We start from the raw sequence: 20568 nt of genomic DNA on the forward strand, positions 1-20568 counted from the left end.
GTGTTCTATCTGCAAGCTTTCAGTCATTCCTTGCTGCATGCCCTGAAAAATCTGTTTCCGATCATCGCCGTCGTTGTCTTCTTCCAGCTTCTGATTCTCCAGCAAATACCCGAGAACATCTTCGTGATGGCGGCAGGCCTGCTGATTGTGGCAGTGGGTGTCGCCCTGTTTCTTCAGGGTCTGGAGCTAAGCATTTTTCCGGTCGGGAAAAGCCTGTCCAATCAGTTTGCCCGAAAGGGCTCGGTACCCGTGCTGTTGTCGTTCGGCTTCGCCATGGGTTTTTCCGCCGTGGTCGCCGAGCCGGCGCTCATTGCGGTAGCCCAGCAGGCCGAGGAAATCAGCGAGGGCAAGATCAAGGCCCTGACACTCAGGATACTGGTGGCCGTTTCTGTCGGGCTGGTGGTGGCCCTGGGCGTGTTCAGAACCATCTTCGGTTACCCGCTGCAGTGGTTCATGATCATCGGCTACATCGTTGTGGTGATCATCACCTGGTTCGCACCGCCCGAGATTGTTGGCCTTGCCTACGATTCCGGTGGCGTTACCACCAACATCGTTACCGTTCCCCTGATTGCCGCTCTGGGTATTGGCCTGGCAGCCTCCATTCGGGGGCGCAATCCGCTACTGGACGGCTTCGGTCTGGTAGCCCTCGCCGTCATGGTTCCGATGATCACCGTTCAGCTGTACGGGATTGTTGTGTATTCCGGTGCCCCCGCAGACCCGGTCGCTTTGCCAACGGCGGCCCAGAATGGAACAGTCGACCAGACACCCGTTGTGCTGGGCATGCTGCTCGATCTTGCCGGGATGGTCCGCGACGTCCTTCCCATCATCATTACCATCCTGTTTTTCCAGTATCTGGTTCTGTGCCGTGGGCTGACCAATCCCCGCAAGATCCTGTTCGGATTTGCGCTGGTGGTGCTGGGGCTGTATGCCTTCGTAGTCGGGCTCAAGCTTGGCCTGTTTCCCATCGGAACAAGCATGGCCCGACAGTTGATGGGGATGGAGGAGTATCTGTTCGTCTACCTCTTCGCCTTCATGATCGGCTTTTCCACCACCATGGCCGAACCCGCGTTGATCGCGATCGGACACCAGGCGGAGCAGGCGGCCGCCGGCACCATCAACGGCAACGCCATCAGACTCATTGTGGCAGTTGGCGTCGCGATGGGTATTACCCTTGGCGTTCACCGGATTATCAGTGGCGATTCCATTCACCATTACATCATTGGCGGCTATATTCTGGTCATCGTCCTGACCGCGCTGGCCCCCAGGTACATCATCCCCCTGGCATACGATCTTGGTGGGGTAACCACCTCAGAGGTGACCGTACCTCTGGTGACCTCTCTGGGTATTGGCCTGGCAAGCAGCATCGAAGGCCGCAACGTGCTCATCGACGGTTTCGGCCTGATCGCCTTCGCCTCCATCTTTCCGATTGTGACGGTGATGAGCTACGCCATCATTGTTGAAATGCTCGCAAAGCAGAGGAAGACAGACCCATGAAATTTTCGGTACTGGTAGCAATCGTTCCCGAGGATCAGGAGCAAGACTGCGTTGATGCCGCAAGGGATCTTGGTGCCGGCGGCATCACGGTGCTTTCTGGTCGCGGTATCAGCAATACCGCCAAGAAAACCTTCTTCGGTCTGACCTACGATGGCAGCCAGAGCATTCTGCTGATGGTCCTGGAAAAGAGCCTTTCGCTCGATATTCTCAAAGCCATCCAGAAGATACTCATGCCTGACCTTAGCGATTCGAAGGGGCTTGTATTCACACTTCCCCTGGAACATCTGGGTGGGATCGACATGTCACAAGTCGAAAAATTCGAACAACACCTGAAAGATTCACTGTAACCGGAGAACACCCATGAAACTGGTCAAAGATGTGATGGTTCGGGACGTGATCACCATCTCTCCGTTTGCCAGCATCCGCGAGGCGCTATCAAAGATGAAGCAGCATTCCTTGAAGTCGCTGGTGGTGGAAAAGACAAGCGAACACGATGCCTGGGGCCTGATCACCTACACCAATGTACTGAAAACCGTCATCGCCGAAGACGGCGATATCGATCTCCTCAACGTGTATGACGCCTGCGCCAAGCCGGTGATCAGCGTCGGCGAGAACCTGAACGTTCGGCATGCGGCAAGCCTGATGAGCAAGTACCGGGTAAAGCGTCTCCTGGTGCTGGCGGATAACGACCTCAAGGGCTTTGTGGTCATGGACGACATCATGGCGGCCCTGCTCGACAGCATCGACTGAGGACGCTCAGGTCAGGCACAACACCACCAGACGGTCGCCCGGCTGCAACTCCAGGTACTCCTTCCGGGACGGATTCAGCTGCAGGTGACGCCCACGTTCATTGGCCTTTTTGCGAAAGACACCGAGGGCAAGCTCACCCTCAGCGGCAACCGTCTTCTCCAGCACCTGAAAGGTCGCACTGGCGGGCAAGGGGTAATCCGCCGGGTCCCGGAACTGGATCTCGGCACCGCCCACGGTAAACAGTTCATCCAGCACGATCCGAAGCTCCCGCCGCAGGGCCACCTGGGCCAGTACGTGACTCAGAATCATGGGACTGATCAACATTTCACTCTGGTGCCCATACAAGAGGTGGCGGTTGTCCGGGTCACTCAACTCCATGATCAGCTGGGGCCGTCGGGCAAAATCGGCCAGGATGTCCTCGAGCTGAAGATACCCCACCATTGCACGGGCATCGGCCTCTTCGCCGGAGGCCAGTCGGTCGCTACTGAGCAGGATCACCGTATCGTAGCCCGCTGGCCCGATCCGGCGCAGTTCTCCCTCCACCATATAATCCGCCTCGATATGCCGGCAGGTCAGGCGATCGGCATTCTCCACGTACTGGGCAATCGCCTGTTCCCGCTCGGCTTTCGGAACCACGGATACCAGGTCCACCTCGAAATGACGGTGTCCGTAACTGAGGAATTCCGCAATCAGACTGGGCACCCGCCGGTTCCAGCCCAGCACCAGAACCCGGTGGTTGGCCTGGTCAGAAGGCCGGTCGACGCGCACCGCCTGCCCTCTTTCCAGCTCCGGCAAAGGTGTCTTTTTGGGATCGGGTTCGGTCTCGGAGTAGTCCCGGGCCATGATCACTACCCGATCGGCCGGATCAATTCGTGAGTCTGAGGGTGCCAGCAGTTGCACGTCCCAGCCTGAACCGCGCTGTTTCAACAGGCCCAGCACGATAACCTCGGGCCGGGCCGCGGCCAGCTCACCAAGCGTTATTCCGCCCAACGACTCTCCGCCCCGGATGTAAATCTCGTTGCCCTCACCGGCAGTGAGCAATTCGTTGTATACCTCCGATAGCCCGGGATGAAGAATATTCTGAACCATCAGACGACTGATCGTGGCATCGCCCGCTACCACTTCCACCGCGCCTGGATAGGCCCGCTCAATCACCGGGAGCTTGCGAACGTCCTGGATCTCGGCCACAACGAAAGGCAAGGAAGACTTGAGCTGCCTGGCCTGGGCCGCAATGGAGAGCAGTGCCTTGACGGTTTCCACATCCGAGGTCACCAGGCTTCCGGCCTCATGGGCGGCACTGGGGACGATAACCGCCGCGGCATCCAGACAGGCCACCCGATGCAGGGCATCCGGCTGGATCGCCGACCCTGAGCGCAGGATGATCTGGCGGGCCCTGCGGCCGATGCCCGGTTCACTCCGCAGCTCGTGAACCTGGGCCGCCGAAGCCTCCTCCGACAGCACAACAAGATTCAGTTTCTGGGCATCGTGCTTTTCCAGAAAGCGGCGCATCCGGCCACTGGAGCCCAGCAATTCAGAAAGCAAGGGCAGGGTCTGGCTGGTCCAGCCCAGCACCACCACATGGTTTTTAAGCGTTACCGGTGTGAGACCGCGTTCCAGGTCCGCCATCTTGGCTATCAGCCATCGGGTCAGGATGGCCACCAGGGTGCCCATGAACACCACGTACCCCAGAACTGTCAGCAGCGTCGAGACGATTCGCTGCCAGGTGCCGACATCATCCCCCAGATATCCGGGGTCGGTCAGCCGAAGGAAAGCCCACCAGATGGCCGAGCCCGGCTCCTCGAAGTCTCCGCCCTGGGGGACCACCAGAAGGCCGCCAATCAGGGAAATCAGGCCGATGAACACACCGACCACAAGAAGCTGGAAGCCCGCCCCCTTTACCAGTTGGCGTTCCAGTATGAATTTCACTCGGTCGATCAGCCGGAAAGGCAGCATGGCATTCCTTCTTTTGCGCGTAGTCTTATCGCCTAAGGGTAAACCATTCCGGGACTTCGGGAATCAATGTTTTATCCGGCGGGCTGGCCGGATGCAGCGCCGGGTTCAGCAATCAGCCGCAAGGCTTCGTCCAGGGAGGACATGTAGCGGCTTACGCCGGGCACCGGGACGACACCGGCGCGAGATAGGGTTCGCAACGGCTGGAACTGGAGGTCGGCAATCACAATTTGCGTACCGTCCCGCTCACAGGTGGCAATCAGTTTGTTCAGGGCAGACAGCCCTCCGGCATCGAGAATGGTGACGCCGTCCATATAGAGGACGAACCCGCGCGCGTTTCTGGCCATCAGCGCCAGCTCGCCGAAAATCCGGTCTGCAGCGGCAAAGAACAAGGGACCATTGATCTTGAAGACCTGCCAGCCCTCGGGCAGTCGAGCTTCCGCAATCCGTTTACTCAGTGTGATATCCGTGACCTTGGTCATCTGGGCCATTTCCCGCATGAACAGGACGGCCGCCAACAAGACTCCGGTGGTGATGGCAATTACCATGTCCAGCAGCACCGTAAGCGAAAAGCAGGTGATAAAAACCAGGATATCGCTGCGCGGCGCGGTTTTCAGCAGATGCAGTGACTTGGGCGCCTCACTCATGTTCCAGGCCACCATCACCAGCAGGGCCGCCATGGCCGGCATCGGCAGATAGGCCAGAAGGCCCGCCAGTGAAACCAGGGCAAGCAGCACTACCAGCGAATGCACCATGGCCGATACGGGTGACTCGGCGCCAGCGCGGTAATTGGCGGCAGAGCGGGCAATAGCTGCGGTCGCGGTAATGCCGCCGAAAAACGGCGTGATGATGTTGCCAAGCCCCTGCCCCATCAACTCGCTGTTGGCGCTGTGGCGTTTTCCGGTCATGCCATCCAGTACCACGGCACAGAGCAGGGATTCGATGGCGCCGAGCATCGCAATGGCAAACGCGGCAGGTAGCAGGTCACGAACCAGCAACCATGACAAGCCAATTGGCTCGCCCGATGCCCCCGCCTGCTGCCAGGGCCAGGCAAACTCTGGCAGGAAAGGCGGAATACCCGCCCCCATCGAGCCATCGGGCAGCAGATAGCTGAACCTTGAACCAATGGTTTCGACAGCAGCGCCCTGTGTATTCAACCACAGTGCCAGAAGACTCCCGATCACCACAGCCGGCAGATGCGGAGGCAACGGGGTTTTAAGTCTTGGCCAGAGCAACATTACAGCCAGGGTGACACCGGCCACGAGCGTGCTCATGGCATCAAACTCCGGCAACGCGCTTGCCAGCAACGCCAGTTTATCCCAGTAGTGCTCGGGCATATCGCCAACCGGCAGACCCAGAAAATCCCGGACCTGCAGAGTGGCAATCACCACCGCAATGCCTCCGGTGAACCCCAGGGTGACAGACTCCGGAATGTACTCGATGAATCGCCCCAGCCGCATCAGAGCCATGATCATCAGCAAAACGCCGGACATCAGGGTAGCCAGCAGCAAACCACCCAGACCATAGCTCTGGGCGATCGGATAGAGAATAACAACGAAGGCAGCCGTAGGCCCGGAGATACTGAACCGGCTGCCACCAGTCAGTGCAATTACAAACCCGGCAATAATGGCAGTGTAGAGCCCGTACTGTGGCGCAACACCACTGGCAATCGCCAACGCCATGGCCAGAGGTATGGCAATAATGCCCACCGTTACACCGGCCATCAGATCCCGTAGAAATCGCCTTCCGCGATAGGGCTCATCGATGCAGGCTTCTCGGAATGCGTGGGCTATCCGGAGTGAAAACAGGTGGGCGCGATGCGGCATGAAAGACTCGTTGATTGCAACTGATGCCTGCAAATTATATGCTCATAAAATATTCATTCAATGTTAAGATGATTAACATACTTAGCAATCACCAAAGGTTATGAACAACTCCATGGAAAAACGCACTGCCCGTCTGACGTTACTGATCGACCCGGAAAAAAAGGCCGCCTTTGAAGAACTGTGCAAGCAGGAAGACGTAACCCCTTCCCAGAGGGTGCGCCAATTCATCCGGGAATACGTGGAAGAAAGGCTGGGCCCCGACTGGCGAGAAGAACGCGAAAAAAGATCCTGAATGTGATCAAAACGTAAGGACTGTCATGAACGTTTTTGCGCCAGCCCTGCTCATTGCCACACTGTCCGCCCTGAACGGATGTACTGCCATGCCTTCATCAAAAGACCCTGATGCGGTTCTGACAGCACCACAGACCCAGTACGATGCCCGCATCATTCAGCCTGAAAACAACACCGTTCTGACGCATGAACAGCTGGCGCAGAAGCTGATCGACACAGATGTGGTCATTGTTGGCGAATACCATGGGCACCACGGCTCACATCTTCTTCAATCCCGGCTTCAGACCACCCTGTTCCAGCAACGGCCAGAGCAGATTCTCAGCATGGAACAGTTCAACCTGGACCGTCAGGGCCAGCTGAACCGCTACCTGAAGGGAGAGACCGGCGAAACCGAAATGATTGAGGATGCCGATGCCTGGGATAACTACCGGGCCTCCTACCGGCCACTGGTGGAATTTGCCCGCCGGCATAATCTGCCGGTGATCGCGGCGAATGCGCCGGCAGACGTCGTGCGCTGTGTCGGCCGGAAAGGTCCGGAATACCTCGAGGGTGTCTCGGACAGCCTGAAACAGAAGTTGCCCTCCGCCCCCTTCATGGACACCCCGGCCTACCGGGAAAAGTTCATGGCAGCCATTGGTGCGAGCCATCAGGCAGACGACACCATGAGCGAGCGCATGGAAAAAACCTACAAGGCTCAGCTACTTCGCGACAACACCATGGCTGCCCGCATTCTGCAGGCCCGGGCAGAGCATCCGGGGCACCAGGTGCTGCACCTGACCGGCACGTTTCACAGTGAAGACGGCCTGGGAACCGTGGCGCTGTTGAAGCAACGTGCGCCGGAGCTGTCTGTCGCAGTAATCAGTCCGGTGTTCTGGCCATCGGACATCAACCAACCACCACTGGACAGCAATCGCCCGAAAGGTGACTTCGTTTACTTTATCCAGCCCCTGCCCGAGGAATTCCGGGATGCCGAGCGGGAACGCGAAGCCATGAGGGCCCGTTTCAGCCGATCAACCGACAGGTCCTGTGACTAAGGTGACCTCTACCTACCGGAAAGGTCCGGTTCCAGCTTGAGGGCCTCATCGAATATGGAAAGATCCTGATCGCTGAAAAGAACAAACCGGACCAGGCGAACAGAGTTGAGATCTGCCAGGGTGTCGGCGACCGTTTTCATGGCCACAGCCGCTGCGTCTCTCAACGGATAACCGAAAACCCCGGTAGAAATGGCGGGAAAGGCAATGGACGACAGGTCGCGCTGGTCCGCCAGGCGCAGCGCGTTCCGGAAACAGTCCGCCAGCAGACGGTCTGACGGCTCATCCACCCCATAAACCGGGCCCAGGCAATGGATGACATGCCCGTTAGGCAGGTTGTGGGCGGAGCTGATCACCGCCTCGCCAGGACTGATGGGCGCCAAAGTCCGGCACTCCTCTGCCAGACCGGGGCCTGCGGCACCGTGAATGGCACCGGCCACACCACTGCCGGGCAGAAGTTCGGCATTGGCCGCATTCACGATGACATCGATATCCGGTTGTGCGGCAATATTGCCTTTGACGCACTCAACTTTCACAGCCGTCATGATTCCTCCCTTCCAGCTTTTGGGGTGAAGCGCTAATCTTGTTCCTGATATTCAGGATAGCAGCCATCAACCGGACGATTTCCGGGACTTTCCGGAACTCTCCGGTGATGCCAACAGGGACACTCCATGAAGCTTCTTGCCTCGCTGATTCTCGGCATCAGCGCCATCATCTCCGCCGCCCTGATCAGTGACGGCCTGACTGACCTGAAAACCGGCGACCGCTATGTCACCGTCAAGGGTGTGGCTGAACGGCAAGTAACTGCAGATCTTGCCTTGTGGCCCATTCGCTTTGTTGCAACAGGGGCGTCGCTGAGTGAGGCCCAGGACAAGGCCAGAAGCAGCCGGGATGCAATCATTGCCTTCCTGAAACTGCAGGCCATTGACCAGGATGCGGTCGAACTCCAGCGCCTGGATGTCACCGATACCCGGGCCAACCCCTACCAGGCCAATAACGGCGAGCAGAAATTCATCATCAGCCAGACCCTGATGGTCCGTAGCACCGATATCGCCCGGATCCGCCAGGCCGCACAGGGGGTCAGTGAACTGGTGGACTCGGGAGTGGTGCTCTCTTCGGACTACGGCCCATCGGGGCCTACCTATCTGTTTAACGGACTCAACGATATCAAGCCCGAGATGATCGCCGAAGCCACGGCATCAGCGCGGGAAGCGGCAGCCCAGTTTGCCCAGGATGCCAAGGCGGAACTCGGGGGTCTGCGACGCGCCAATCAGGGTGTGTTCCAGATTCTGGCCCGGGATCAGGCACCGGGCATCATGGAAGGACAGCAACCCGTCAAAACCGTTCGCGTGGTCTCGACCGTTGAATATTACCTTCGCTAGCCGCGCGGGTTACTGGGTAGCCACCATCTCATCGGTAACCTGATATTCACCCGCCAGCCAGCGCAGAACCTCGTTGGCTGCAGGGTGGTCGAAGGCATCGTAGGTGTGCTGCAGACTCTGCCGCTTTTCAGCACTGATCCGGCCCAGGCCGGCGTCCTGCAGTACCAGCAAATCCGCCTGCAGCTGCGCCGCCAACTCCCGGCCCAGCACTTCCCGGGCCGCGTGGCGGAACGCCTGGCCGTATTGATAGGAGGGTCCCAGGCGATAGGATTCTGCCAGCGTGATGGCCGGAACTGCCGTTAACGTCGGCTGCAGTGCCGGATTGATCCCGTGGGCTGCCAGATGCGCGGCATTGGCCGCCGGTCGCCCGGTGAACGCGCGCAAGTGCAGATGCTGCGACATCCGGTCACCGTCATTGACCGGGTAATTGTCCCAGAGTACTGGCTTGCGCCCGAGCAGGTCCCCGATCCGCTTCAGGTGCCCGGGCGATACTTCCCTAGAGCACACCTCCTCCCCGGTCCAGAAGATATTCACCGAATGGTCCAGTTTGCGCCCGAGAGTCTCCAGATAATCTGCCGGACGCTCTCCAAACACCCGATCCAGTACGGGGTCGTCAGAATAGTAACTGGGACAGACGCTCAGAAAGTTGATGGCTGTGTGCTCACGAACCCAGTGCACTATGTCAGCCTGAGTACCGGCAAGGTCCGGGGTATCGGAACGCATGTCGTCAAACAGGATCGCCAGTTCGTCAATGCCGATACGCTCCAGCAGCGCGAGCTTGTGTGCCAACGCCGTGCGGACCTCGTCGTCGAACCGGTTGAATATCTCGAACGGGCTCAGCCCTATGCCGAAGCGCACCCCCTCGTGACGACAGAAACGGGAAAATTCGGCCAGCTCCGAGGCCATAGCTGGCGGGTGTGGCTGCTGCCATTTTCGCCGGAGGAAGGCATCGGCCTTGGGAGCATAGAGATAAAACCCGTAACCGTGGGGGGCCAGGGTACGGACCAGGTGTCGACGTTCCTGCCAGGTCCACATGGGGCCGTAGAATCCTTCAATGATGCCTAATGTCGTTGTCATGGCCAATTTCCGTTTCGCTGATGCCGGAGCCCGGCGGGTACCCCATAACCCTCAATTTTGACTAGACTTATCTGTAATGCCAACTACAAACGATCCGCCCCGGTAAGGAGCAAAGCAATGGAGATAACAACTTTCGAGGACCTGATTGACTGGACACGTCAGCTACACGCGCATCTGTCCCGTAGCCTTCATGAATCGGCCAAACTGAACAATGACGAGAAAGCCTCCGCGTTGCTCGATTACCTGTCGCGCCATGAGTCGCTGCTGGAGAAAGCCGTGCGTGAATTCGAGAACCAGGCCGAACCCAAGGCCATGAGCACACGCCTCTACGATTACCTGAACAACCAGCACAAGCCGATTGGGCCCAGCGCCGACTCCTACACCCATTATGCGTCCATGTCGTTCGAGGACATCGCCCGGGAGGTCTTCCAGTTTCACGACCAGGTCATGGACCTCTACGATTCACTGATCGGCAAGGCGGAAATCCCCGAAGCCAAGTCGCTGCTGGAAGACCTCCTGGCGCTGGAAGAACACGAGGCGATGCGTCTCGCCAGCCAGATTGGCAGGATGCAAGACCTCTGATCCACCTTACGACCAAGGTCGTACATGAACCGGTTTTTGATTTCGTTTGTTAACGATAATTGCTAACGTGAACTAGCATCAAGAGTAGTTTTCCCCCAAAAGGGGGGACGCTCGACCCACAAAAAAGATAAGAGGATAGAAGAGCAATGAAGATCCGTTCTGTTCTTTCCGCGGCTGTGCTGGCTGTGGCAACTACCTTTGCCTCCTCGCAGGCGCTCGCCCAAGACACATTCACCCTTCGCCTTGCGGAAACCTGGGGACCAAACTTTCCGATTTTCGGTGACACCACCAAGCGCTTCGCCGAGAACGTCGAGAAAATGTCCGACGGACGCCTGAAAATCCGCATCGACTCTGCCAATAAGCACAAGGCCCCGCTGGGCGTGTTTGACATGGTCAAGGCCGGACAATACGACATGGGCCACTCTGCTTCCTACTACTGGAAAGGCAAGGTTCCCGAGACCCTGTTCTTCACCAGCATGCCGTTTGGCATGAATGCGATGGAACAATATGCGTGGTTCTACCACGGTGGCGGCATGGAGCTGATGCAGGAAGTCTACGAGCCCCACAACATGCTGTCCTTCCCGGGCGGTAACACCGGCGTTCAGATGGGCGGTTGGTTCCGCGAGGAAATCAACTCTCTGGAAGACCTTCAGGGTCTGAAAATGCGCATCCCCGGTTTCGCCGGTGAGGTATTCGCGGAAGTCGGCGTTAACCCGACCAATATCGCTCCCGGCGAGCTTTACACCGCTCTGGAACGCAACACCATCGATGCCGTTGAGTGGGTAGGCCCGGCACTGGATCTCCGTCTTGGCTTCCAGCAGATTGCCGACTACTACTACACCGGTTGGCACGAGCCGGCCACCGAGCTGCAGTTCCTGGTGAACAAGCGCGTCTGGGACAAGCTCCCGGCTGACCTGCAGGAAATCATGCGTGTTGCCATGCGCACCGCTTCCTACGACATGCTGGTTCATTCCCAGCACGCCAACGCCGAAGCCTGGGCCAACATTCGCGAGGAATATCCGAATGTCCAGATCAAACGTTTTCCGGACGAAATCTTTGATGCCATGTATGAAGCCAACAACAAGCTGCTGAAAGAAGCCGCTGCTGAGAGCGACATGGCTGCCAAGATTATCGACTCCCAGGAGAACTACCTTGAGCAGAGCCGCGCTTATACCAACATTTCCGAGCGCGCTTACCTCAACACCATGGCCGAAGTCGAGTAAGATATAGGCTGTAACGGAGCCGGGATCGCTCTACGAGTGATCCCGGTTTTGTCGTTTATAGCAACTGAAAAAGCGCCAGCTCTCCTGGCGGGGGATCATCAATGCGGTGGATTATCAAACTGGACGAGGGGCTTTCGCGCTTGTCCACATTCTGTGGCTGGGTTGCCTGTGTCGCGATGATACTGATGGCAGCCAACGTCTTTTACGACGTCGTGGCCCGCTACGCTTTCAACAACGTTTCAATCGGCATGCAGGAAATGGAGTGGCACCTCTATTCGGTGGTGTTCCTGCTGGGTATTCCCTACGCATTGCGCACGGATGGTCATGTTCGGGTCGACGTTTTCTACACTCGCTGGAACAACAAGGCCAAGGCCTGGGTAAATCTGGTGGGTGCATTCATTTTCGTTATTCCCTTTGCCTACCTGATCGGCGTCTATGGTTACGATTTTGCCGTGGACTCCTACAACATGGGTGAAGGCAGTGGCGACCCCGGCGGTCTGCCCCACCGCTGGATCATTAAGTCCGTCATCCCTATCAGCGCAGTCTTCATCGGCATTGCAGGCCTGAATATGGCCACCTATGCGATACGGGTTATGTCGGGCGAGAAAGAATACGAAGGTGAGCATAGCGCAGGAGGCCTCGCATGATCGGTATGATTATGTTCGGTGTCGCCCTGCTGATGCTGATGCTGGGCTTCCCGGTAGCATTCACCTTCGGTGGCGTGGCATTGTTCTTCGGAATCTTCGCCGAGGGCATGGATCTCTTTGCCTTCATGCCCTATCGCATCATGAGCGTGATGCAGAATACCGTTCTGATGGCGGTGCCCCTGTTCATTTTCATGGGCGTGGTGCTTCAGCGCACCCGGCTGGCAGAGCAGCTATTGACCTCCATGGGTCGACTTTTTGGTGGCCTTCCAGGCGGTCTGGCGATTTCGACCATCCTGGTTGGTGCCCTGTTGGCCGCATCCACCGGCGTCGTGGGCGCCAGTGTGGTGGCCATGGGCCTGATTTCCTTACCGGTGATGCTGGCCCACAAATACGACAAACGGCTCGCTACAGGCACCATCTGTGCATCCGGTACGCTCGGCCAGATCGTCCCGCCCTCGATCATCCTGATCATCCTGGGTGACGTGCTTGGCCTTCCGGTCGGGGACCTGTTCAAGGCCGCCGTCTGGCCCGGCATCGTACTGGTGGGGCTCTATATCGTGTACATCCTGGTTCTGACCAGGCTGCGGCCCGAGACGGCTCCGGCCATGCCGGATGAGCCAGGCGTATCGCGCAAGAAGGAAATCTTCAATGCGCTGCTGGCAATCATTCCGCCGCTGGCATTGATTGTGGTGGTTCTGGGCTCGATCTTCACCGGCATTGCCACGCCTACGGAGTCATCTGCTCTGGGTGGCGTCGGCGCTGTTGTTCTGGCCATCATTTACCGTCAGTTCTCGTTCAAGATGGTATGGGATGCATCCAAGGACACGGTGAAGGTAACTGCCATGGTCTTCGCGATCCTGATTGGTGCCACCGCTTTCTCCATGGTGTTCAGCTACACCGGCGGCGACTACCTGCTGGAAGAGTGGCTGCTCCAGCTGCCCGGTGAAAAGTGGGGCTTCATCATCCTGGCCATGGTGGTCATCCTGGTACTGGGTTTCTTCATCGATTTCGTGGAGATTTCCTTCATCATCGTGCCGATCCTTGCGCCGGTGGCCGAGGCCATGGGCATCAACATGCTCTGGTTCGCGATTCTGATTGCAATGAACCTGCAAACCAGCTTCCTGACGCCACCATTCGGGTTTTCGTTGTTCTATCTGAAGGGGGTAGCACCGCCCGAGGTGCGAACAACGGACATCTACAAAGGCGTGCTGCCCTTCATCCTGATACAGATGTTTGTGCTGGCACTGATAGTCATTTTCCCAGAATGGTTTGGTATGAGTTCCTCATACTGATTCGAAGAATACCGGGCCTGAGGGCCCGGTATTTTTTTCAGTCCCTCTCATTTCCTGCGACTCTATTCTCACGATAGTTTTCTTCTTCATACGCCTCACCTGACAAAATCTGACTGTTTTCTATACTGAACGGACAAGCGGTGATTCTCAGACTGGTATTCGGGAACCCTGGAAAACGCACGTCGACAAAACATTGATGTTGAGGTTAGGAAGGGAGAGTGGAGTCCATGAATCAGAGCACTGCCCAGAAACCCCGTGACCACGGGCAAGAATCCAAAAGCCATGTTCTGACCCTGCCACTGGAAAGCACCCACGTGGACCGGTCACCGCACACGTACGAACGCTGGCTGATTGCCAAGCTGATGCGCATGGCCGGCTCACCGCCGCTCCGGTTCCGGCTCTGGAACGGCGATGTCATCGAACCGGATGGCCAACAGTCACAATTCGCTCTGCACCTCACCGACCCCAAGGCCCTGTACGCACTGGTGACCAACCCCAACCTGGCGTTCGGCGATCTCTACAGCGCAGGTCGCCTGGAGGTAGAAGGCGACCTTCCTGACCTGATGGAAACCCTCTACCGCTCAGTTCATCAGGCGCGCCAGAAGTGGCCGAAATGGCTGGAAGCACTCTGGCGCAATCACAACCCCCGGTCCACCGGGATCTCCGAAGCCAAAGAAAACATTAACCATCACTACGACCTGGGCAACGAGTTCTACCGGCTCTGGCTGGACAGCGCTGAAATGCAGTACACCTGCGCCTATTACGAGAGCCCCGAGCTGACCCTGGAACAGGCTCAACTGGCCAAGCTGGAGCATGTCTGCCGCAAGCTCCGTCTCAAACCCGGCATGACCGTGGTCGAGGCCGGCTGCGGCTGGGGTGGGCTGGCCCGTTACATGGCCCGCAACTACGGCGTCAAGGTGCACTCCTACAACATCTCAAAAGAGCAGCTGGCCTTTGCCCGGGAGGAGGCCCGCAAGCAGGGGCTGAATCATCTGGTGGAATACGTCGAGGACGACTACCGAAACATCAGCGGTCAGTACGATGCCTTTGTCTCCATCGGCATGCTGGAACACGTGGGAAAGGAAAACTACGAGGCGTTGTCCGAACTCATCAAGCGGAGCCTGAAACCCGACGGGATTGCCCTGCTCCACAGTATTGGCCGCAATCGCCCGATGCTGATGAACGCCTGGATCGAAAAACGCATCTTCCCCGGCGCCTATCCGCCCAGCATCGGCGAATTCATGGAAATCTGCGAACACGGCGATTTCTCGGTACTGGATGTGGAGAACCTGCGCCTGCATTACGCCCAGACCCTCAGCCACTGGATGGATCGTTTCAACGAGAACGAAGACAAGGTAACGGCTATGTACGATGGCCACTTTACCCGGGCCTGGCGCATGTATCTGGCGGGCTCCATCGCTGCGTTCCGCGCCGGCTCCCTCCAGCTGTTCCAGGTGGTTTTCACCCACGGCGACAACAATAGTCTGGCGCAGAACCGCCGGGATCTGTATGCGTTTCCAGCGGCACCAGAGGAGGCCTGATGGATTATTACGACCTGATCATCGTCGGTGCCGGCCCAGCCGGCTCCACCCTGGCCAGTGCCCTTGAGACCAGCGGCAAAAAAGTACTGACCATCGACAAACAGGATTTTCCCCGGGATAAAACCTGCGCGGGCTGGGTGACTCCTGCCGTCATGAAAACCCTGAAGATTGATCTCGACGAGTACGCCAACGGACGGACATTCCAGCCTATTCGCCGGTTTCGCATCGGCATGATGGGGCAGCCGGCCGTGGAAAACGACCACGGCGATGTGGTCAGCTATGGCATTCGCCGGTGTGAATTCGACGATTATCTGCTCAGCCGCGTCACCGGTCCGAAACAGCTCGCCACGCCGGTCAAGTCCATCGTCCGGAAAGACGGCAACTGGGTCATCAACGACACCTGGGAGGCCCCGCTTGTCGTGGGCGCCGGCGGGCACTTCTGCCCGGTTGCACGGTTGCTTGGCGAAGGCCCGGGTAGCCACGAGACCGTTGTCGCCGCCAAGGAGGTGGAATTCGAAATGACACCCGAGCAGGCTTCCGCCTGCGAGGCCCGGGGCGACACCCCGGAGCTCTGGTTCTGCCGCGATCTCAAGGGTTATGCCTGGGTGTTTCGCAAGGGCAATTACCTGAATATCGGGCTGGGCCGGGAGGATAACCACAAGCTGAGCGGTCATCTAGAGGCTTTTGTCGATGAAATGAAGTCCGCCGGGCGCATTCCGGAGGACCTGCCCGGGCGTTTCAAAGGCCACGCCTATCTGCTTTATGCCCATGCCGAGAGGCCACTGGTGGACGACGGTATTCTGTTGATTGGCGATTCCGCCGGCCTGGCTTACACCCAGAGCGGTGAAGGCATCCGGCCCGCCATCGAATCGGCGCTGCTGGCGGCAGATGTGATACGGGACGCGCCGGATTATTCGGCCTCCTCATTGCAGATCTACGGCGATGCCATTGCCGGACGCTTTGGCAATCGGGCGGCAGACACGGATCAGGGCTGGCAGGTTCCGGACTGGATCAAGACGCCACTGGCCAGCAGCCTGATGCGCTCGCACTGGTTTACAAGAAAGGTGGTTACGGAGAAGTGGTTCCTCCATCAGGAAGTGCCGCCGCTGAAAGCCGCTGTCTGAGACGGAAAACAAAAAACCCGGGAGAATCTATAACGATGCCCCCGGGTTTCTTTCAGGCCCTGAACTCAGTTCGCCGTCAGTTCAATCACGTCAATACCGTACAGGGTGGTGGTTCCGCTGATTTCATTTCCCACTGCCAGCAAGGGCTGCCCATTCGGGCTGTCCTCGGCGGCGATGAAGGCAATGCCCTCCGGCCCAGAATCTTTGGCCATACCGGCCTGCAGGTCTGCATCCGACACTGAGAAATCCCGATTATTCAGGTACTGGACGAATTCCGGATTCTGGGGATTGGTCACGTCGTAAACCATGATTCCGCCAATTCGCTCAAGACCGATAAACGCGAAGGTCTGGCCGTTGATTGTGCCAACCGTGACGGCTTCCGGCTCAGGACCTTTGTCATCAGATCGGTTGTCGAAATTGTTCTCGTCATTGGTGGCATTGAAGTTCTCAGGCAACAGACTGGCGGTGATCCGCTCGAATTCGCTGCCGCTGTCAAAGACCCTCTGGCCATCGGCAGACCAGATAGAGAAGGATCGTGCGCCGTAGGTGTAGATTTCGCTGTATTCGCAGTCTACTTCCGGATCTGTCGCCGGGTCAGAGGGATCGCAGCCATTGCTGACGCCCAGGGTCGAGGTCACGTTGATCCGACCCAGGTTCTCCTCCAGCTGTAGATCGGCCGCATTTGGGAAGGCCGTGGCATCCAGGGTCAGATCCCCAAGCCGGAACTCTTCGGAGAAGCCATCGTAGTCCCGGGAATCACCCTCGTTGGCGGTGATGTAGTACGTCTTGCCGTTGTAGCCGTAGCTGGTGATCGCGTCCGGCATATACATACCTTTTACCGGCCAGTTGCGAATGTTGATGCCGCTATCCCGATTGCTGACGTCCAGCTCGTTTCCTATCACGCTGTGGTCCTTGAAACCGAGGGGCAGGATCGCATTGATCACCCCGGCCTCGATATCCAGCTCGGCTACGGCGTTGTTCTCCTGCAGGGCGACCCAGGCGGTCTTGTTGTCGAGGGAGACCGCAATGTACTCCGGCTCCATATCCTGGGCGACGGTTGCTCCCGGCCCAAACACCCGCACACCGCTGGCTTTCAGGGCCGCCTCATCGGCATTGAAGGCTTCGAACCCTGCGGTGGTTACCGTTGCGCCGGCAACGCCCGCTGACAGATCAATAATGCTGACGGATCCCACCGGATCGTTGGTGTAGTCGTCGCTGGGTTCACCCTCGTTGGCGACCAGCACTTTCATGCCGTCCCGGGTAAAGGCAACCATATCGGGCAGCGCCCCTACCGTAACTTCACCAACCTTGCCAAGGTCAGTGGTGTTGTAGAAAACGACCTTGCCGTTGTCCTGCTTGACGTCGGCTTCGATGGCCACCGCCACCAGGCTGCCGAAGACAGCCACACTGTTGGCGGATGCACCCTCGGCGGTCGCATCGATGGTCTGCAAGAGAACCGGTTGGGAGGGGTCCTGGATATCAAGCACGTCTACCGTGGAGGCACCGGCGTTTACAACGAACAATCGCTGGTTGGCAGCATCGTGGGCAACAATTTCGGCAGCTCCCACGTCGAACACATCGCCCGGGGCCTGATAGGTGCCCAGGACATTAAGTTCGATCAGTGATTTACTGGTGCCGTTGATACCATCAGCGCCATCGTCACCATCATCGGTACAGGCGCTCAGGCCCAACAGGGAAGACAGGATGGTTGCGGAAAGCAGGGTCTTACGGAACATGACATTGTGCCTCTGGCATTGCTTGGTGTAGGGAATTCCTACACACGCTAGGCCACGGGCGTGACAGTTCAGCGTCAATTCCGAGTCATTACCATGACGAATTAGTGACAGGAACAAAAAATGGCGACCCGAAGGTCGCCATTCCGTAACTTCAATCGACTCAATGGCCGAGGTAACTCCGATACATCCAGACAGTCTTTTCCTGCTGAGAGATGTAGTCACTCATAAGGGCAACGGTGCCCTCATCTTCCGCGTCACCCGCCAGACTGAGCAACGCACGCTGTTTGCCGATCAGTTTGGCAAAGCTTTCCACGATGTTCTCCATCGCTTCCTTGCCATCCGAAACATCTTTACGCTCGGGCACTTCAGACCGTTCAATATAGGTGCTGTAGGCGTGAGCCGGCCGATGGCCAAGCGTCAGCACGCGCTCTGCAATCTCATCAATCTTGAGCAACAGATCATCGTACAGCTCTTCGAATTTGACGTGAAGCTCGAAGAAGTTGTCGCCCTTGATATTCCAGTGGTAGCCACGGACATTCATGTAGAAGATCTGATAGTTGGACAAAAGATCATTCAGGGAATCAGCAAGCTGCGCTGTTTTCTCAGTATCAAGACCAATAAAGTTCTTACCCATAACGCATCTCCTTGGCAGTTATGTATGACGTTTCAGAAAGTATACGACCGACCAAACACGGTCGGGAAGTTTAGTTTGCTAATCTCGTTAATAGCGACGCTGAATAATGCTATGAAAGAAGTCAAATAAATAGCCCGAGGCTATCCTCATTCTCAATACAATTCATTTAACAATCATTCTCACCCGGTCTTAAATAAGCAATGAACCACGAGCGAAACCGGAGATGACCATGAGCACGTTAAAACTGTTTGTACATAACCATGGCACGAATGGCGACCAGTCGCTGATCAAAACGGTAACGTTCGCCCTCACCCATTTTACAGTGGCCTTCACCGTGGCTTATCTGCTCACGGGTGACATCCTGATTGGCAGTTTGATCGCCATGGTTGAGCCAGCCATCAACACCGTTGCCTATTTCTTCCATGAAAAGATCTGGGCCCGTCGCCAGCGTAACGCAAGGACAACAACCGGAACTTTATCCCAGACTCAGCCCCACACCTGTTGATTCTGATCAAGGACCGGCTCAAACACCCGGCCCACAATCGGTGCAGCCCTCTTCTGGCGCCGGTCCGATACTGAGATTTCGGTTGAGGTCTTTCAGGGCCGTCCGCAACCCTTCCTCGATAACCGGATGGTAAAATGGCATTTCCAGCATTTCGCTGACGGTCAGTCGTCGCTGGGCCGACCATGCGAGCAGATGGGCAATATGCTCCGCCGCAGGGCCGAACATCTCGGCTCCCATGAACAGGCCACTGCCATGCTCACCATAAACCCTCAGTAGCCCCCGGTTTTTGCCAATGACCCGACTGCGCCCCTGATCCTCGAACGATACCTCGCCCACGGCGAAACAACCGCGACACCGCTCGTCCACCTGCTGAATGGTCAGGCCTACGGTCGCAATCTGCGGATCGGTGAATACCACCGCCAACGGGGTACGGCGAAGTCCCGTCCGAACATCCGGGTAGGACGCCGCGTTGTCGCCCGCGATACGGCCCTCGTCGGCCGCCTCATGCAACAGCGGCAGGCTGTTATTGGCATCGCCGGCGATGAATATGTGGCTGTCGCCACATCGCTGGGTATGGGGATCAAACAGGGGGAGGCCCTTGTCATCGAGCTCAATACCGGCGTTCTGGATATCCAGCCCGTCCACATTCGGACGACGGCCGGTAGCTGCTAACAGGTAATCAAAGGTTTCGGTCTTTTCACCGGCATCCCCATCCACAAACGTAATGGCAACACCGTTATCAACCCGCTCAACGTTTTTGACCTCCGAATCGGGATCCAGCGGGAATTCTTCATTAAAGGTTTTAAGGGCGTAGTCCCGGATGGAGTCATCCTGGATGGGACCGACAGCCCCGCCAACGCCGAACATGCGAACCCGGACCCCAAGCCGGCTCAAGGCCTGCCCTAGCTCCAGACCAATAACGCCCGGCCCAAATACCGCCACCGAGTCCGGCAGATCCTGCCACTCGAAAATATCATCATTCACCACCAGCCGGTCTTTGGCCTCTTTCAGAAACCCGGGAATGTTGGGCCGTGAACCGGTAGCGATAATGATCCGGCCGGCCTGCACCTCAAGGTTGTTGCCAACCACCAGATGATTCGGGCCGACAAACCGGGCGTGACCTCTCAACTGGTGCGCCTCCGGAAACTTCTCGACCGAGTTAATCACGCCAGAAACGAAACGGTCCCGCTCGGTTCGCACCCGTTCCATAACCCGTTTACCATCAACTCTGATCGCTCCGGCAGACACACCAAACAGGTCGCCAAGCTGCATCTGATGGGCATTTTCGGCGGCCGCAATCAAAAGCTTGCTGGGCATACACCCGACCCTGGCGCAGGTGGTTCCGTACTGGTCGCCCTCAATCAGTACTACTCTGTCGGTCGCCTTGCGCACACGCTGATACGCCACCATTCCTGCGGTACCGGCTCCGATAATGGCAACGTCTACGGCTCGCTTTTCCATACAAGGTCTCCTGACAGGCGTT

At 57.6% G+C, this 20568-nt stretch carries 20 protein-coding genes; 13 read left to right on the forward strand and 7 right to left on the reverse strand.

The window, feature by feature from the left end; all coding sequences use genetic code 11:
* The 3 genes from GJU83_RS07010 to GJU83_RS07020 are packed head-to-tail and all read left to right on the forward strand — an operon-like array spanning position 1 to position 2244.
* Positions 1 to 1494, forward strand: coding sequence for a DUF1538 domain-containing protein (locus GJU83_RS07010; RefSeq protein WP_069182032.1), 1494 nt, complete (start codon positions 1 to 3; stop codon positions 1492 to 1494).
* The gene (locus tag GJU83_RS07015; RefSeq protein ID WP_069182033.1) at positions 1491 to 1841 is read left to right on the forward strand and encodes a transcriptional regulator; all 351 of its coding nucleotides are present in this window, start codon (positions 1491 to 1493) and stop codon (positions 1839 to 1841) included. Before GJU83_RS07010 ends, GJU83_RS07015 begins: the two co-directional genes overlap by 4 nt.
* Before the next feature lie 13 nt (positions 1842 to 1854).
* Positions 1855 to 2244 (forward strand): CBS domain-containing protein, encoded by a 390-nt coding sequence (locus GJU83_RS07020; protein ID WP_069182034.1) that lies wholly within the window; start codon positions 1855 to 1857, stop codon positions 2242 to 2244.
* A 6-nt stretch (positions 2245 to 2250) separates the two neighbouring features.
* On the opposite strand, the gene GJU83_RS07025 is transcribed toward GJU83_RS07020, so the two are convergent.
* Positions 2251 to 4197 carry a CASTOR/POLLUX-related putative ion channel gene (locus GJU83_RS07025; protein WP_069182035.1) on the reverse strand — a complete coding sequence of 649 codons (1947 nt, stop codon included), beginning with the start codon at positions 4195 to 4197 and terminating at the stop codon, positions 2251 to 2253.
* A gap of 71 nt (positions 4198 to 4268) precedes the next feature.
* Positions 4269 to 6020, reverse strand: a complete 1752-nt coding sequence (gene dauA, locus GJU83_RS07030; protein WP_069182036.1) for a C4-dicarboxylic acid transporter DauA — start codon at positions 6018 to 6020, stop codon at positions 4269 to 4271.
* Between the two features lie 112 nt (positions 6021 to 6132).
* Between dauA and GJU83_RS07035 the strand changes: the two genes are divergently transcribed.
* Both GJU83_RS07035 and GJU83_RS07040 read left to right on the forward strand, forming a co-directional pair.
* Positions 6133 to 6312: a ribbon-helix-helix protein gene (locus GJU83_RS07035; RefSeq protein ID WP_069182795.1), complete on the forward strand. Its 180-nt coding sequence runs from the start codon at positions 6133 to 6135 to the stop codon at positions 6310 to 6312.
* Positions 6313 to 6337: 25 nt separating this feature from the next.
* On the forward strand, positions 6338 to 7345 hold the full coding sequence (locus GJU83_RS07040; protein WP_083231725.1) for a ChaN family lipoprotein: 1008 nt from the start codon (positions 6338 to 6340) through the stop codon (positions 7343 to 7345).
* Positions 7346 to 7353: 8 nt separating this feature from the next.
* On the opposite strand, the gene GJU83_RS07045 is transcribed toward GJU83_RS07040, so the two are convergent.
* The gene (locus GJU83_RS07045; RefSeq protein ID WP_069182037.1) at positions 7354 to 7887 is read right to left on the reverse strand and encodes a macro domain-containing protein; all 534 of its coding nucleotides are present in this window, start codon (positions 7885 to 7887) and stop codon (positions 7354 to 7356) included.
* A gap of 126 nt (positions 7888 to 8013) precedes the next feature.
* Here GJU83_RS07045 and GJU83_RS07050 point away from each other — a divergent pair, with 126 nt between their 5' ends.
* Positions 8014 to 8724 (forward strand): SIMPL domain-containing protein, encoded by a 711-nt coding sequence (locus GJU83_RS07050; RefSeq protein ID WP_069182038.1) that lies wholly within the window; start codon positions 8014 to 8016, stop codon positions 8722 to 8724.
* 9 nt (positions 8725 to 8733) lie between these two features.
* Here GJU83_RS07050 and GJU83_RS07055 read toward each other — a convergent pair whose 3' ends face one another.
* Complete coding sequence (locus GJU83_RS07055) at positions 8734 to 9801, reverse strand: beta-N-acetylglucosaminidase domain-containing protein (protein WP_069182039.1); 1068 nt, start codon at positions 9799 to 9801, stop codon at positions 8734 to 8736.
* Between the two features lie 117 nt (positions 9802 to 9918).
* Between GJU83_RS07055 and GJU83_RS07060 the strand changes: the two genes are divergently transcribed.
* The 6 genes from GJU83_RS07060 to GJU83_RS07085 all read left to right on the forward strand — a co-directional run bounded on the left by GJU83_RS07060 (position 9919) and on the right by GJU83_RS07085 (position 16210).
* Positions 9919 to 10383: an ATPase gene (locus GJU83_RS07060; protein ID WP_069182040.1), complete on the forward strand. Its 465-nt coding sequence runs from the start codon at positions 9919 to 9921 to the stop codon at positions 10381 to 10383.
* Between the two features lie 146 nt (positions 10384 to 10529).
* Complete coding sequence (locus GJU83_RS07065) at positions 10530 to 11606, forward strand: TRAP transporter substrate-binding protein (protein ID WP_069182041.1); 1077 nt, start codon at positions 10530 to 10532, stop codon at positions 11604 to 11606.
* A gap of 101 nt (positions 11607 to 11707) precedes the next feature.
* Positions 11708 to 12253, forward strand: a complete 546-nt coding sequence (locus GJU83_RS07070; RefSeq protein ID WP_069182042.1) for a TRAP transporter small permease subunit — start codon at positions 11708 to 11710, stop codon at positions 12251 to 12253.
* Positions 12250 to 13545, forward strand: a complete 1296-nt coding sequence (locus tag GJU83_RS07075; protein ID WP_069182043.1) for a TRAP transporter large permease — start codon at positions 12250 to 12252, stop codon at positions 13543 to 13545. The genes GJU83_RS07070 and GJU83_RS07075 overlap by 4 nt, the downstream gene beginning before the upstream one ends.
* Before the next feature lie 227 nt (positions 13546 to 13772).
* Positions 13773 to 15086, forward strand: a complete 1314-nt coding sequence (locus GJU83_RS07080; RefSeq protein WP_069182044.1) for an SAM-dependent methyltransferase — start codon at positions 13773 to 13775, stop codon at positions 15084 to 15086.
* A complete protein-coding gene (locus GJU83_RS07085; protein WP_069182045.1) occupies positions 15086 to 16210 on the forward strand; it encodes an NAD(P)/FAD-dependent oxidoreductase in 1125 nt (374 codons plus the stop codon). Before GJU83_RS07080 ends, GJU83_RS07085 begins: the two co-directional genes overlap by 1 nt.
* A 65-nt stretch (positions 16211 to 16275) precedes the next feature.
* Here GJU83_RS07085 and GJU83_RS07090 read toward each other — a convergent pair whose 3' ends face one another.
* A complete protein-coding gene (locus GJU83_RS07090; RefSeq protein WP_069182046.1) occupies positions 16276 to 17946 on the reverse strand; it encodes a choice-of-anchor I family protein in 1671 nt (556 codons plus the stop codon).
* Between the two features lie 160 nt (positions 17947 to 18106).
* The gene (locus tag GJU83_RS07095) at positions 18107 to 18580 is read right to left on the reverse strand and encodes a Dps family protein (protein WP_069182047.1); all 474 of its coding nucleotides are present in this window, start codon (positions 18578 to 18580) and stop codon (positions 18107 to 18109) included.
* A 229-nt stretch (positions 18581 to 18809) separates the two neighbouring features.
* On the opposite strand from GJU83_RS07095, the gene GJU83_RS07100 reads away from it, so the two are divergent.
* Entirely contained in the window at positions 18810 to 19085 is a 276-nt protein-coding gene (locus GJU83_RS07100; protein ID WP_069182048.1) for a DUF2061 domain-containing protein, read from the forward strand.
* An 18-nt stretch (positions 19086 to 19103) separates the two neighbouring features.
* On the opposite strand, the gene GJU83_RS07105 is transcribed toward GJU83_RS07100, so the two are convergent.
* On the reverse strand, positions 19104 to 20546 hold the full coding sequence (locus GJU83_RS07105) for a dihydrolipoyl dehydrogenase (RefSeq protein WP_069182049.1): 1443 nt from the start codon (positions 20544 to 20546) through the stop codon (positions 19104 to 19106).
* Positions 20547 to 20568 lie beyond the last annotated feature (22 nt).

Source organism: Marinobacter salsuginis, from assembly GCF_009617755.1.
GTDB classification, from domain to species: domain Bacteria; phylum Pseudomonadota; class Gammaproteobacteria; order Pseudomonadales; family Oleiphilaceae; genus Marinobacter; species Marinobacter salsuginis.

Coding starts and splice junctions, on each gene's coding strand:
- GJU83_RS07080 (WP_069182044.1), top strand. CDS start 13,773: ATGAATCAGAGCACTGCCCAGAAACCCCGTGACCACGGGCAAGAATCC.
- GJU83_RS07085 (WP_069182045.1), top strand. CDS start 15,086: ATGGATTATTACGACCTGATCATCGTCGGTGCCGGCCCAGCCGGCTCC.
- GJU83_RS07105 (WP_069182049.1), bottom strand. CDS start 20,546: ATGGAAAAGCGAGCCGTAGACGTTGCCATTATCGGAGCCGGTACCGCA.
- GJU83_RS07050 (WP_069182038.1), top strand. CDS start 8,014: ATGAAGCTTCTTGCCTCGCTGATTCTCGGCATCAGCGCCATCATCTCC.
- GJU83_RS07015 (WP_069182033.1), top strand. CDS start 1,491: ATGAAATTTTCGGTACTGGTAGCAATCGTTCCCGAGGATCAGGAGCAA.
- GJU83_RS07040 (WP_083231725.1), top strand. CDS start 6,338: ATGAACGTTTTTGCGCCAGCCCTGCTCATTGCCACACTGTCCGCCCTG.
- GJU83_RS07065 (WP_069182041.1), top strand. CDS start 10,530: ATGAAGATCCGTTCTGTTCTTTCCGCGGCTGTGCTGGCTGTGGCAACT.
- GJU83_RS07100 (WP_069182048.1), top strand. CDS start 18,810: ATGAGCACGTTAAAACTGTTTGTACATAACCATGGCACGAATGGCGAC.
- GJU83_RS07075 (WP_069182043.1), top strand. CDS start 12,250: ATGATCGGTATGATTATGTTCGGTGTCGCCCTGCTGATGCTGATGCTG.
- GJU83_RS07055 (WP_069182039.1), bottom strand. CDS start 9,801: ATGACAACGACATTAGGCATCATTGAAGGATTCTACGGCCCCATGTGG.
- dauA (WP_069182036.1), bottom strand. CDS start 6,020: ATGCCGCATCGCGCCCACCTGTTTTCACTCCGGATAGCCCACGCATTC.
- GJU83_RS07020 (WP_069182034.1), top strand. CDS start 1,855: ATGAAACTGGTCAAAGATGTGATGGTTCGGGACGTGATCACCATCTCT.
- GJU83_RS07025 (WP_069182035.1), bottom strand. CDS start 4,197: ATGCTGCCTTTCCGGCTGATCGACCGAGTGAAATTCATACTGGAACGC.
- GJU83_RS07060 (WP_069182040.1), top strand. CDS start 9,919: ATGGAGATAACAACTTTCGAGGACCTGATTGACTGGACACGTCAGCTA.
- GJU83_RS07095 (WP_069182047.1), bottom strand. CDS start 18,580: ATGGGTAAGAACTTTATTGGTCTTGATACTGAGAAAACAGCGCAGCTT.
- GJU83_RS07035 (WP_069182795.1), top strand. CDS start 6,133: ATGGAAAAACGCACTGCCCGTCTGACGTTACTGATCGACCCGGAAAAA.
- GJU83_RS07090 (WP_069182046.1), bottom strand. CDS start 17,946: ATGTTCCGTAAGACCCTGCTTTCCGCAACCATCCTGTCTTCCCTGTTG.
- GJU83_RS07045 (WP_069182037.1), bottom strand. CDS start 7,887: ATGACGGCTGTGAAAGTTGAGTGCGTCAAAGGCAATATTGCCGCACAA.
- GJU83_RS07070 (WP_069182042.1), top strand. CDS start 11,708: ATGCGGTGGATTATCAAACTGGACGAGGGGCTTTCGCGCTTGTCCACA.